Source organism: Nocardia sp. NPDC057440 (genome assembly GCF_042802915.1).
GTDB lineage: Bacteria > Actinomycetota > Actinomycetes > Mycobacteriales > Mycobacteriaceae > Nocardia.
On record NZ_JBHVDF010000008.1, the window covers coordinates 1,874 to 14,615 of the forward strand.

Below are 12,742 nucleotides of genomic sequence, written 5' to 3' on the forward strand. Positions count from 1 at the left end.
ACCGCCGTGATCTGCGTCGACGAGTTGACCGTGAACGACGTCGCCGGTGTGCCACCGAAACTCACCGCGGTCGCGCCGGTCAGATTCGTCCCGGTGAGCACGACCGTGGTGCCGCCTGTCACCGGACCAGCGTTCGGGGCGATCGCGGTCAGTGTCGGCACCGCGACGTAGGCGAACGCGACGCCGTTACTCGTTCCCCCCACGGTGGTGGCGGTGACCAGTACCGTCCCGACTGAATGGGCGGGCGTTACCGCCGTGATCTGCGTCGACGAGTTGACCGTGAACGACGTCGCCGGTGTGCCACCGAAACTCACCGCGGTCGCGCCGGTCAGATTCGTCCCGGTCAGTACGACCGTCGTCCCGCCAGCCACCGGACCAGCGTTCGGGGCGATCGCGGTCAGTGTCGGCACCGCGACGTAGGTGTAGGAGACCCCGTTACTAGTTCCGCCGGCCGTGGTGACGGTGACCGACACCGTCCCGACTGAATGGGCAGGCGCCACCGCCGTGATCTGGGTCGACGAGTTCACGGTGAACGAAGTCGCCGGGGTACCACCGAAACTCACGGCGGTCGCGCCGGTCAGGTTCGTGCCGGTGAGCACGACCGTGGTGCCGCCGGTCACCGGACCGGCGTTGGGCACCACCGTGGTCAGCGTGGGCACCGCGACGTAGGTGAAGGAGACCCCGTTGCTCGTTCCGCCGGCTGTGGTGACCTTGACCAACACCGTCCCGACTGAATGGGCAGGCGCCACCGCCGTGATCTGCGTCGACGAGTTCACGGTGAACGAAGTCGCCGGGGTACCACCGAAACTCACCGCGGTCGCACCCGTCAGATTCGTCCCGGTCAGCACGACCGTCGTCCCACCAGCCACCGACCCCGAAGCCGGGCTGATGCTGGTCAAGGTAGGAACCCCTGCATAGGTGTAGGGCAGCGGGCCGCTCGTGCCATCCAGCAGCGCCTGTACGGTGACGTTTACCGTGCCAGTTCCAGGCGGAGCGATGGCGGTGATCTGAGTATTGGAGTCGATGGTGAATGTCGTTGCCGTCGTGCCGAACCGGACAGCCAAGGGACCCACACCACTGAATCCGGAGCCGGTGATTTTTACAGAGTTGAGACCCGCTGTAGGGCCGGAAGAGGGCGTCAGCGAGGTGATTACAGGTGGCATCTTCTTACCTTCTAACCAGTGATTAGTGAAAAGGGTTCTCCCACAGCAGCCCAGGCGTAGCCGTTACAACCGCTTATTCCCAGTAACCCACCAGCGGCGGCACTTCGGCAATGCATCCCCGGTCCGTTTTCGTCCGGTTTGTATCCGTTTTCGGGTTCGGCCTGTCGCCCGTTCGGTGGGTGCAGTACACGGCGCCGGTGTTTGCTGGCGGGCTATGCGGGCGGACAGGGGCGGCGTCGGCATCGTCGCCGCCGAGCGGGCTGATCGGTCCGTTGACGAGCATCGCCGCGATCACCGGATACAGGGCGGTGGCCAGCAGCACCAGTACCGCGATGCGGCACTGGTCGGACCGGGCCGGTGACCGCGCGGAATCGACAGGGCGCACATCCTGGTACGCGGGTGTGGAGGGGCTCTGCGCGAAGATGAAGATTCTGTCCGCGCTGGTGCGGACCTTGACCGCGTCCTCGTTGAGCTGCACCCGCACAAGCAAGGCACTCAACACGAACCGCGACCAATCTCCCGAAGTGTTCACGTCGAACTGACCGCCCCTGACCCACCGGCCGGGCCGCCTGAACAGAAGCACTTGACAGGGAAATTTGTCGTTGTCCACATTGTCAGAAATGTAGCCCGGTCATGTCCTGGTTCGACTTCCCCCGCGACGGGCTCGAGTGGACCGGACAAGGCGGCGATGCCCACATGACGAAGATCAAGGTAGACGCCGCGAAGGTATTGAGCGACCTCGCTATTTCGCAGACTCAGCAGATGGGCGAGTTTCGGATGGCGTTACGGGCACACCGTGATTGGGACCGGAAAATGGTTAGGCAAGCGCGCCAGTTGGGCATCGAATTCGAGGACCCGCCCGAATTGTTCTTGTCACACGAAGGCCTTCCTGGGCTAAACATTACCGGGGCTATTTTCGCGTTATAGAGCGCTGGGTCACACCGACTGCGCCACCGCACCGACGAAAACCACACTGCGGCAATGCCTGACAGGGCCTGTCTGCCCGAAGCGTCGGCACCGGCAACGTCCCGGCGACAATCCGAAAACGGACGTAACCAGATCGGGAGTCTCATTGCCCAGGTACCGGTCCAGGGGTGTTAATGGAGAGAGGGCCACTAAGAGAGTCGGGCACCCCACCGGTGCAGAGGAACCCTCATCACCCGAAACGAAGGAGGCACCACCATGCCTACCATCACCTTCCTCTCCCTAACCTCGGGTCCCACGACGGGGGGGTACCAGTGTCACGACTACCGGTACCGGGTTCACCGGCGCCCTCACCGTGCGGTTCGGCACCACCGTGACGGTCTTCACGTCAACTCCGCTACGCAGATCACGGCGGTCGCCCCCCGCAGTGACAGGAACTGTGTCGGTCACCGCGACGACAGCGGGTGGAGTCAGCAACGGCGTCTCCTACACCTACGTCTGACGGCTGATGTGGCTGGGCCGTCGGTGGGGTGTTGCCGACAGGCCCAGGCGCGTCGAGGTTGAGCGGATAGCGCAGAATCCGTCACACCATAGACGGAGGTTGCAGGGGCAAAGGGGGGTTTCATTGGCGACGGTATTGAAGATGCTGCTGGCGGAGCGGCATCTCAAGAGTCATCCGGATTTTCTGGCCGCATACGATAGGTGCGCCGCGCAGCTCGACCCGATCATTCCCCCGGGGCATGGGCCGGCGAAGGCGCAGTACTACCAGTGGCTATCGGGCCGGATGATCGGGCTTCCCCGCGACTATCACTGCCGGGTGCTCGCCAAGATGTTCCCGGGCTGGACGGTCGAAGGATTGTTTCAGATGGCCAACTCCGCACCAGCAGGCACTCGATCGCACGGGGTAGGTCTTCCAGCCACCGACACCGAGCTCGAGGCGTTCCTCGGGCCTGAGATGGTCACTAACGGCACGACATTGGTATACCCGACCTTCGAGCTGACGAGCCGGTCTGTGGACGCACTCCAGGCGGCGAAGATCCCCCTTCAGCGCATATTCGAGAGGAAGGCCAGTGCGTTCACGGCTCGACATCACATCGACGTCCCGGTCATGTTGACGGAGAACGATATTCGCGGACTGCTGTACGTGTTCTCCCTGCTTCAGCGCCACACCAGCATTCCGATCGACTTCCAGAGCGACCGCGACATCGTCGCGCACTGCGACCGCCCGTACATCAGTTTCGGACTGAGCAGCAACGACTGCACCCATGTGTATCTCGCGAGCGTCGAGCGCCCGCTGTTCACCATCCGCGACAGTCTTGCTGAGGGCGGCCCCTATGTGGAGCACCTGGAGCTGGCTGATGGAAGCCGGTATGAATCGAGCGACGACCGCAACATCGGTATCATCGCGCGGGTACGACCGAGCCCGGATCTGCACCCCGACCGATACTGGATAATTTGCGCGGGTATGGGCCCGCGAGGCACCTCCGGTGCTGGTTGGTTTCTTGCCAACTATTGGAGCTCCCTCCAACAGCGTGCAGGTGATCGTGAGTTCGTGGCGGTCATCGGCGTCCGCACGTACTCCGACCAGATGGTCAGCTTGGAGAATTTGCTGATGAAATCGCACGAGAGTGCATGAGCTGGCTTCGCAGTCGCTGGGCTGTCCACCGCGGACATCGCCCATGCCGTAGGGAAAACCGGATGCAGCTGGTTCCGTATGCTCGTCCGCAGTCGCCGAGGGCCAGTTTGCGGCGTTCGAAGTGGCCGAGGAATTCGTCCCGTCGGCATCGGTGGGTCGTCGGTATTCCTCGCTGGGCGCAGCTGTCGGCGGCGGGCGATGAAGGCGCGGTGTCCATGATGGCTTCCTCGGGATGGACGGGTCCATTCGGGCCTTGCGCCGTGAAACCATCTTGCGCCGACATCGACTTCACCCTGCCCACCCAGGAGAAGGGCAAGCAATACAGACACCGAGCGACGGTGACGAATATCCATGAGCGAAGGCCCTTCCCGAACGCGGCCGCCCCCTGTGCGACACGACGTTTGAGTGCGTCCGGAGGGCCGGAACCTCTCAAACCGGTCGCCGTTCGCGCCGGAGGTGGTGCGCGGGGATACTGGACCCAAGTACGGCAGACAGTGCTTCCAGTGCACTTGGTACGCAAGCCTTGCTCCGGCACCCCGGGTGGCCGGGCTCGCGGCGCTCACCCGAGCCGGCGCGGTAGCGTCGCAAGCGTGCGGCAGTGGCCGAGATGTTGTGTGCCTCGGCTGCTCGAGGCGTCGAAGGTGACCCCTGCCTGACCACAAACGAGCCCCACCGCTACTCCGACCGCCGCCTCTCGTCAGTTCGGTCAGTGGGCGGGTGTGCTGTCGTGAGGTGTGGGGAAGTAGCGACGGATGTCGTCAGGGGTGGCGGCGGCGGAGTAGTTGAACACGAACCGGCAGTACGGTTGCAGCGTGTGGGCGGCGTTGATGATGGTCTCGAACAGCAGGGTGTTGGAGGCGACGAGCCGGACTCCGGCACCGATGAGGACCGCGTCGTAGGATTTGGCCGCCAGCGCGCGGCGGGCGGTGTCGGCCCCAGCGGTTCCGAACTCGATCAGGCAGTTGTCGACTTCGTATCCGGCGGCACGCAGTGCGGCGACGTTATCGTCGTTGGCGCGGCGCAGGACTTCCTTGCTGAGCCCAGGGAATTGGATGAAGTCGGGCGAGGTGTAGTCGATGACGTCAGGGTGCAGCCCGATCTGGATGGCGGTGACGGTCATGGTGATTCCTTCCGTGGTGGTCACGTTGATGGAGGGTCATGCGAGCCGGTCCACCGTTGCCACACCTGCCGCACGGCCTGGCTGTGGGTGGAGGGCCCGGCCCAGGCGATATAGCCGTCGGGGCGAACCAGCAGCGCCGGACCGGGGCCGGTGCGCTCGGCCTGCGGCAGGTCGATGTCGACAGGTGGGGCACCGTGCTCGCGGATGAGGACGAACCCCGGCGTGCGTTGCAACACGGTGAGACGATCGCCGGTCAGGGGTGTTTCGGTGGCGGGGGTGCCGACCAGCCGGTGCTCGCCGCGGCGGCGGGGGTAACGCAGCGTGGTCCCAGCGAAGCTGCCCACGATCGTGTTCGCGATGGGCCCGAATCCAAGGGCGGTGCGGGCGATGCGGTCGCGTAACCAGCGGGCTGGGCGCGGGTGCAGGGTGACTCCGCGCATCATCGCTCCGCTCTGCAGCAGCACTCGTTCGCCGATGGGGTGGCGTTCGGTGTGGTAGGTGTCGAGCACTCGGTCGTCGGCGCCGCCGAGGACGGCGTCGAGTTTCCAGGCCAGGTTGGCGGCATCCTGGATGCCGGTGTTCATGCCCTGCCCGCCCATCGGGGAGTGCACGTGCGCGGCGTCCCCGGCGAAAAATACCCGCCCGCACCGGTATTGGCGGATTTGTCGTTCGTCGCAGTGGAACCGGGAGTGCCAGCTGATTTCGGCGACTCCGACGTCGCGGCCCATCGCGCGGTTGAGGACATCCCGTATCTCGGCGTGTTCGACGGGTGCGGTGTCGGGGAGTTGGTGGTGGCGGTCCCAGGTCATCGACCGGTACCAGCCTGCGGCGGGCCCCGTGCCGTAGGGGACGAGGAATCCGAAGCAGTCTCTGGTGCTGCCGAGAGTCAGCCCGCCGCCGGTCGGTCCGGCGGTGAGGCGCACGTCGGCCAGCACCACCGACGACAGCACCGATTTGCCGGGAAAATCGATGCCCAGCAAGCCGCGGACGCTGCTGTGCGCGCCGTCTGCGGCCACCAAATATTGTGCTCGCCAGCGTGTTTCGCTGTCCCGAGGGGAAGAGTCTTTGGGGCGGGTAGTGACGGTGACGCCGTCGGTGTCCTGGTCGAGCGCGACGACCTCGACGCCGCGGTGGATCGCGGCGCCCTGTTGCTCGGCGTAGCGGGCCAGGGCCTGGTCGACATTGGTTTGCGGAGTGATCAACCCGTACCGGTACCGCGACCGCAATCGAGTCAAATCGACTGTGACACCGGCGAACAGGTGCACCGCGGGCGTGGTGGACCCGAGGGCGAGCAGATCGTCGGCCAGCTCGCGCGCGTCGAGGACTTCCATGGTGCGGGCCATGGTCGCGAAGGCACGGCTGGCCGGGTTGATCTGCGGCCACCGCTCCAGCACGACGACCGACCGGCCCGCCCGCGCTAGATCTCCGGCAGCGGTCATGCCTGTGGGGCCGCCGCCGACCACGATCACATCAGGAGCGCGGTCGTGGAAGGTGACCGCGGTCGGCGATTCGCTAGCGGGGTCATCGTTGCGCACCATCAGGGCTTCCTCCCTTTTCGGGTGGCAGGTGTTCGGTCGCACTGCTTGCCCTTCCACCTTCGCCCAACGACGCGATCGAATCCAACGCCGATTCGTGCTAATGACCATCACCGACAGTGATTGGTTGTGGATGTGGCACAGCCGTCGTATTTCGTCGCCGTTGTCGAGGAACGCAACTTCACCCACGGCGCCGCCTGCGTCAACGTCGTTCGATGCGCCGTTTCCGCAGGTCAAGGGGTTCGCGCTGACCCGGAGTCTGCACCCGTGCGTACCAGAGGCCGGCTGTATGCGCACGACCGGTTCGCCGATGAAGCCGCAGCGCTGTACGAGCAGGCTATCCGGCACTCGGCGAGGTTCCTCGAGACCGAGTTATTGGACCCAGGGCCCGGTGCCTGAATCAGAGGTCGAATCAGGCCAGGCCGCCCACCGGACATGGCCAGGGCGACTCGTCGGCTGGTACGTGTGGGGGCAGTGAGGCAATGACTCCGCTCGGCGCCGAGGTCTGGCCCCGTCCCCGGTCGCCGCTGCGGTGACCGGCGGATCGAGGACGGCACCCGTGTCGGCGACGTGTTGGAACTGAACGCTCTACTAATGGGCCTGGTTGTGTTGCTCACCGACTGGCATGTTGTCGTGGGACGGTTGAACAGACAGAGAAACCCATCTGATAGGGAGGTTGCGGTGACTGTTTCCGCCCGCGCACTGCTCGAAGGTATCCAGGCGGAACTGGGCCCGCACGACGACGACAATCGCTTGATCCCGCTGATCACGGCGGGTAAGGCGCCGCTGGCGGTCTTCGCGGCGATCGCGGCGGAGCAGCAGCGCATCACCAGCAGCGACTGGCGCAGCTTCCACGCCATGGCGGCGCGGGCGGACGAACCGCACGCCAGTATCTTTTTCGGCGGGCTCCCACCGGGCGAGCGGCAGGCGAACGGCATGCTGGACGCGCTGGTGGCGGCGGTGGGGCCCGACCAGGGCATGGAGCTGCCGAGGGCGGGCTGCCAGGCGTATCCGGCCTATGTCGCCTGGTTGGCGCTGCACGCCGAACCCTCAGCCGCCGCAGCGGGTATCTACTCGAATTTCACCGCATGGAGCCGCTACTGCAAGGCCGTAGCCGAGGCGATGCGCACTCATTACGACTTCGACGACCCCGCGTGCGCGTTCTTCGACTTTTTCGCTGCCGAGGTCTCCGAGATCGGGCAGCGGGCCGTCGCCGCCATCCAAGCCGGACTCGACACCGGGCGGCTGAAGCCGGGTGAGGCGCATTTATACGCGAGGCTGTTCCAGAATTACGAGCTCATGTTCTGGAACACCCTCGCCGACGAGTTCTCGGTGTAGCCTGACGCCGCTCGGTAAGTTACTGAGTTCCCGTGATGCACAGCAGTTCCCCTGGCTGTGGAGACGGACCACATAGTAGACAGCCAGAATTCCATCTCGCGCCAGGCGCTCGCATGTCCGCGACGACAGGTGCCAGCGCCTTTGGCGAAGATCGCTGTCCTGGAGGCATTAGTCGCAGTGGATCAAGCCCCGATCCGCAAGACCGCCGCGGCTAGTGTCGAGTCGTGGTGCAGAGCAAAGCGACCGATGTCAACGAGTATCTAGCCGAGGTTCCACAGCCCCGTCGAGCGGCACTGGTGCGACTGCGCGAGCTGTGCCGGGCCGAACTGACCGGGTTCACCGAGGTAATGGCGTACGGGATGCCGGCCTACCAGCGCGACGGCTTCGGTGAGGTCGCCTTCGCGAACCAGAAGCAGTACATCTCCTTCTATCTGGTGCGCGTCGATGTGCGTGACGCCTTCACGGCGCGGCTGGCCGCCCACGACATGGGCAAAGGCTGCCTGCGCTTCCGGAACCCAGCGAAGATCGACTACGACCTCGTGCGCGACCTGCTGCGGGCTACGGTGGCCACCCGCGGCCAGATCTGCTGACGCCCCCGATGTAGAGAATCCTGTCTCTGAGAACAAGGCGGCGCGGGCGGCGCAGCGATGTGTCCGTCCGTCGAGGCGGTGCAGATTCGGCATCGCGATGGACAAGTGCTGAGGCGCACACTTGGAGGGTGGGTACGGCCGAGGACGATGCGGCGCGCGGCGAGCTGATACGACAGATCGCCGTCGTGCTCGACGATCTCGTATCGCATGCCGAACGAGCCCGCACCGGCCGAAGTGGCGTGGACGCGGAGTGGCTCGATCGACTGCTGGCCGAGCTGCGCCCGATGGCCGAGCAGGCACACGATCTGGAGGTCACGCGCACGATCCGCGACATTGTCTCCCGGCACGGGGCTGGGCCGTGGTCGGCCGAGGATGTCGCAGCCATCGCGGACGCGGATCCGGCGGCGGTCCACCGGATTCTGGATGCGCTCACCGCGGCCGGGCCTGCGTGGCCCGAGCCCGGCGAGACCGGGCGATGACTGGGCAGACTCGTGGGAGAAGTTCTCCGAAAACCAGAATGGGCACGGCCTTGGAACGCGCGGATTACCGGCGCTACGGTCGCTCGTCTGTCATCGCGACGCCCTGTAATGGCTACCTGTTTATCAGTGAACGGTTGTTCGTGGGTGTGGCCTCTGGCCGCTACTGTCTTCCACGGTTCAGGCGGATCTGCGCTATCAGGGCGCGGTGGTCCGCGCCTGGTAGGTCGACCGTCTCTATCGCGACCGCGCAGCCCTCCGCGACGAGGATGTGGTCGATACCGACCAGGGGCGGCCACCGTTTGTCGGTCGGATAGGTGACCAGATGTCCAGCGCCCGCCTGTTCGGCGGCGTCGGCGAAACGTCCTGACAATATCGCACGGTACTGCCGATGATCGTAGGTCGTGTTGAAGTCGCCACCGACGATCAGTCGACCACGGGGCACCGCTCGATCTCGTACTCCGGCACCCGGTCGATGCGGTACTCGGCGTATTCCACCGACTGCTGGATGTTGCGCCGGAATCGGTCGAAGGTGAGCGGGGCGCGGGTGGAGGCCAGCATATCCCGAGTTTCCGGGCAGCTCAGGGCGGTTCGGATCCGGGTCACCCAGCCCTCGTCCAGGAACCATGGCATCCAGGGATGTTCGTCCACCATGCCGGCGTCCACGACCGCCCAGTCCGAGTCGAGGTTCTTGTCATGGCCGATACGGGCATTTGGGAACCGAAAAGTGTGTGCGGCAAGCGGATACGACAGGCCCATCGGATCGAGGACGCGGACATCGAGGGGCATGTTCATGCCGATCATGCCGAGGTTCACGAAGAACACGGTATGCCCGGCGCCACCATCCGGGATCGGTGTCGGAGGCGGGACGATGGTCCAGGTCCAGGACGGCGAATTGATGAGCAAACCGCCGTTCGGGCTTCTTGCGATATCGCCGACCATGGCGCGCATACGCGGGTAGTCCAGGTAGTCCTCGGCGCGGAGCGGGTGGTCGTGGCCGGTGGTCTGGACGTAGTAGAGCCGCTCGTCTGCGATGCCGGAGGTGCTGATCTTGGTGTCGGTCTCGATGGCGGTGGCGTTGGCCGCGAACAGCGCCCAGCCCACGGTCGCGGCGAAAGCCCCCGGCACGATCAGGAAGGCCCGGTCGGTGCGGCGCGGGTCCGCCTGCGCGGCCGAAGGCTTCAGCGGCAGCACCATGACGGGCAGCAGCAGGCAGAACAGCTGCGGCAGCAGCATCCGGCCGTGCATGAAGTCGCCGCCGACACGGATCTCGTAGACGGCCAGCAGGACACCGCTGCCGAGCATGAGTGCGACCACCGCGACCGGGGTCCGCAGCCACCCGCTGAGTCGGTGAATGCGTTCGTGCAGAGCCGGTTTCACATCACGATCGGACGCGATAGCGGCATGACCACCGATACGTCGCGACCGTATTGCCACCAACGCCGCCACACTCAGCGCCGCCAGCGGCACCCACAGCCAATACGGCCCAACCAGATTCCACAGATAGACCAACCCCTGCCGCCATTTCGCGCCGCCCGCATCTTTGGCAACGGCCGTATTCGGGTACGGCAGACCGTAATAACCCATGCGCCAGATCTGATAGGCGACGGGCACCACGCCCGCCGTCGCCACCATCAGTGCACGGAACATCCACGGCCGCAACCGGATACCTGGGTGTGGCGCGCAGCAGATCATGAGCAGCGCCAGCGCACCGACCAGCGTCATCTCCGGCCGGATCAGCGGCGCCAGACCTGCGACGAAGGACAGGCCGAAAATGCTTGCCAAGCGCACTGTTTCGGCGCGACTCCAGCGCATCAGCCACCACCACAGTACCGCTAGCCAGCAGATGACCAGGCTGGACTCGAGTCCCGAGGTGGCATAGTCGCGGGCCGGGGGCACCGCGATATAGACCAGAGCGCCTGCCGGAAGCAGTAACTGGGCACTGCCGCCATCCCACAACCGGGCCGCGCCCAGCATCGCGAAGACGATGGCCGCAACCGACAGCGTCAGCGCGATACCCAGCACCACGTACTCCAGCCGCGCCTGCGTCAGCCAGCTGGAGAACCAAATGAGGTAGGTCCAGGCCGTACTGGTGTTGACTTCGACGCGCTCACCCGCATTGAAGACTGGGCCGTTGCCCGCCAGCAGGTTTCGCACCGTACGCAGCACGGTCAAGCCGTCGTCGGCTATCCAGCGCCGCTCCCAGCCACCGATCGCGAAAAGCGCAGCGGTGAGCACAATTCCGCTGACGAGAGCTGTGCGAGATGGTCGCTGTGTCGTCGGCGCAACCGCAAGCTCTTCGCTCACCACCACGTCGGGCGAGATAGTCAGCGTCATTTATGCGAACCGAACGCCATGATGAGCAGGAGCCACTGTGGACAGCCGGACACCGGCGACCATCGCCCCGGCGACCGCGCTCAGCAGGAATCTGGAGGACACGAGACCGCCGTGCTGCCCGGAAAGGTAACTCATGGATCTCCCCCTCATTTGGTACGGGCGAACCATACCGTGCGATCCAACGAGGGGCCAAAATCATGGGATCAGCCGTGCGGCCGGACTTACGTCGAGAATCTCTCGCGCACACGCACTTTCAGAGCAGCAGTGCCGAGCCTGCGCCAGCCGGCCGACCGTGGTCGCGGGCCGATCGGCGATGACGCGCCTCCCTCTTTGCAGCCGTCGCCTAGGCCGTGTTTCGAAGTGAGAGATGGGATGGGGGCCATCCCATGGGTGTGGTGTCACGCGGTGATCGCGGGGGTCGGCTCGGCTGTGGTGATGTGGCGGCGGCGTGAGGGGAGCATCGACGTCGGGTGCGATATGCTCCAGGCCGCGCTCTTGCAGATGAACTCCTTGAGTTGTGCGGCTCTCCGGCCGGTGAGAGCGGAGGGCTTGGGCTGATCGTCGGGAGTCACCCACTGGATGATGGCGTCGTGGCGGCCGAGGCTGATGCACTGGGCGGTGTAGCCGATCGAATTGCGGGGGATCTCTCGGCCGGTCAGCCGTGCGGCGATGGAGTCGGCGGCCTGGTGGGCAGCCGGGACTCCCGAGGCGCAGGACATGCGCAGCGGATCGCCGTTCGCGCCGGGCGCGAGCGCGGCGTCGCCGACGGCGTAGACGTCGGGGTGCGAGACCGACCGCATCGTGTCGTCGACGATGATCTGCCCGTTCTCCGACACCCGCACGGTGGTGGCCGCGGCGATCGGGTGGACGGCGAAACCGGCTGTCCACAAGGTCACCTGGGCCGGAATCGTGTGGCCGTCGGCGGTGACCGCTCCGGTCCGCTGGACATGCGCGATCTCGGTGTGCTCGCACACGGTGATGCCGAGCCGATCGAACGCTGTGCGCAGATGCTGTTGGGCCTTGTCGCTCAGCCAGTCGCCGAGGCCGCCACGAGCAACGAGGGCGACCTCGAGATCCGGTCGGGCTTCTGCGATTTCGGTGGCCGCTTCGATCCCGGTGAGACCGCCACCGATGATCAGCACGGTGGCACCCGCGTCCAGACCCGCCAGACGCTCGCGCACCCGCAGCGCGGACTGCTTGCCGGCGATGTCGCAGGCGTGCTCGGCCGCACCGGGCACACCGCTGTCCGCGGCGGCGCTGCCGAGGGCGTAAACGAGAGTGTCGTAGGCGATCTCGCGGTAGCCGTCGGCGGCGACGATATCGACCGTCTTGCGGTCGGCATCGACAGCGGCCACCCGCGCCACCACCACCCGCACGCCCGTGTCCGCGAAGACATCGGTCAACACACGCGTCCTCAGCTGCTGCCCCACCGTCAGCTGGTGCATGCGGACCCGCTCGACGAACTCGGGATCGGCGTTGACGAGGGTGATGTCGACATCGGCGGGGTGCAGCCGCTTGGCCAGGCGACCGGCGGCGTTGGCTCCGGCGTATCCGGCGCCGAGGACGACGATGCGGTGTTTCATGGTCTTACTCCTGTCTGGGTGGTGTTCGCTTCCTGAACCG

The 12,742-nt window shown here is 65.7% G+C and carries 12 protein-coding genes and 1 pseudogene; 6 read left to right on the plus strand and 7 right to left on the minus strand.

Annotated features, from left to right (window positions below):
- Both ACFU4Z_RS18145 and ACFU4Z_RS18150 read right to left on the minus strand, forming a co-directional pair.
- Nucleotides 1-1,163, minus strand: a 1,163-nt coding sequence (locus ACFU4Z_RS18145; RefSeq protein WP_379064327.1) for an IPT/TIG domain-containing protein, incomplete at its 3' end; no start/stop codon positions are given.
- 73 nt (nucleotides 1,164-1,236) lie between these two features.
- On the minus strand, nucleotides 1,237-1,773 hold the full coding sequence (locus ACFU4Z_RS18150) for a hypothetical protein (RefSeq protein WP_379064329.1): 537 nt from the start codon (nucleotides 1,771-1,773) through the stop codon (nucleotides 1,237-1,239).
- Nucleotides 1,774-1,796: 23 nt separating this feature from the next.
- On the opposite strand from ACFU4Z_RS18150, the gene ACFU4Z_RS18155 reads away from it, so the two are divergent.
- From ACFU4Z_RS18155 to ACFU4Z_RS18165, 3 genes and pseudogenes are all read left to right on the plus strand, one after another.
- On the plus strand, nucleotides 1,797-2,090 hold the full coding sequence (locus ACFU4Z_RS18155) for a hypothetical protein (protein ID WP_379064331.1): 294 nt from the start codon (nucleotides 1,797-1,799) through the stop codon (nucleotides 2,088-2,090).
- A 310-nt stretch (nucleotides 2,091-2,400) separates the two neighbouring features.
- Nucleotides 2,401-2,589, plus strand: a pseudogene (locus ACFU4Z_RS18160) (IPT/TIG domain-containing protein); the annotation flags it as partial.
- 141 nt (nucleotides 2,590-2,730) lie between these two features.
- Complete coding sequence (locus ACFU4Z_RS18165; RefSeq protein WP_379064333.1) at nucleotides 2,731-3,723, plus strand: hypothetical protein; 993 nt, start codon at nucleotides 2,731-2,733, stop codon at nucleotides 3,721-3,723.
- Between the two features lie 706 nt (nucleotides 3,724-4,429).
- Here the strand turns inward: ACFU4Z_RS18165 and ACFU4Z_RS18170 are convergent.
- Together ACFU4Z_RS18170 and ACFU4Z_RS18175 are read right to left on the minus strand one after the other, a co-directional pair.
- Entirely contained in the window at nucleotides 4,430-4,867 is a 438-nt protein-coding gene (locus ACFU4Z_RS18170) for a hypothetical protein (protein WP_379064334.1), read from the minus strand.
- Nucleotides 4,864-6,381, minus strand: a complete 1,518-nt coding sequence (locus ACFU4Z_RS18175) for an FAD-dependent oxidoreductase (RefSeq protein ID WP_379064336.1) — start codon at nucleotides 6,379-6,381, stop codon at nucleotides 4,864-4,866. Before ACFU4Z_RS18175 ends, ACFU4Z_RS18170 begins: the two co-directional genes overlap by 4 nt.
- Before the next feature lie 678 nt (nucleotides 6,382-7,059).
- Between ACFU4Z_RS18175 and ACFU4Z_RS18180 the strand changes: the two genes are divergently transcribed.
- The 3 genes from ACFU4Z_RS18180 (at nucleotide 7,060) to ACFU4Z_RS18190 (ending at nucleotide 8,785) form a co-directional block, all read left to right on the plus strand.
- Nucleotides 7,060-7,716 (plus strand): hypothetical protein, encoded by a 657-nt coding sequence (locus tag ACFU4Z_RS18180; RefSeq protein WP_379064338.1) that lies wholly within the window; start codon nucleotides 7,060-7,062, stop codon nucleotides 7,714-7,716.
- Nucleotides 7,717-7,940: 224 nt separating this feature from the next.
- On the plus strand, nucleotides 7,941-8,306 hold the full coding sequence (locus tag ACFU4Z_RS18185; protein ID WP_379064340.1) for an iron chaperone: 366 nt from the start codon (nucleotides 7,941-7,943) through the stop codon (nucleotides 8,304-8,306).
- A gap of 128 nt (nucleotides 8,307-8,434) precedes the next feature.
- The gene (locus ACFU4Z_RS18190; protein ID WP_379064342.1) at nucleotides 8,435-8,785 is read left to right on the plus strand and encodes a hypothetical protein; all 351 of its coding nucleotides are present in this window, start codon (nucleotides 8,435-8,437) and stop codon (nucleotides 8,783-8,785) included.
- 160 nt (nucleotides 8,786-8,945) lie between these two features.
- Here the strand turns inward: ACFU4Z_RS18190 and ACFU4Z_RS18195 are convergent, their stop codons facing one another.
- The 3 genes from ACFU4Z_RS18195 to ACFU4Z_RS18205 form a co-directional block, all read right to left on the minus strand.
- The gene (locus ACFU4Z_RS18195) at nucleotides 8,946-9,227 is read right to left on the minus strand and encodes an endonuclease/exonuclease/phosphatase family protein (RefSeq protein ID WP_379064344.1); all 282 of its coding nucleotides are present in this window, start codon (nucleotides 9,225-9,227) and stop codon (nucleotides 8,946-8,948) included.
- Nucleotides 9,209-11,119, minus strand: coding sequence for a flagellar motor control protein ZomB (gene zomB / locus ACFU4Z_RS18200; RefSeq protein WP_379064346.1), 1,911 nt, complete (start codon nucleotides 11,117-11,119; stop codon nucleotides 9,209-9,211). The genes ACFU4Z_RS18195 and zomB overlap by 19 nt, the downstream gene beginning before the upstream one ends.
- 398 nt (nucleotides 11,120-11,517) lie before the next feature.
- Nucleotides 11,518-12,702, minus strand: a complete 1,185-nt coding sequence (locus ACFU4Z_RS18205) for an NAD(P)/FAD-dependent oxidoreductase (protein WP_379064348.1) — start codon at nucleotides 12,700-12,702, stop codon at nucleotides 11,518-11,520.
- Between the last annotated feature and the right edge of the window lie 40 nt (nucleotides 12,703-12,742).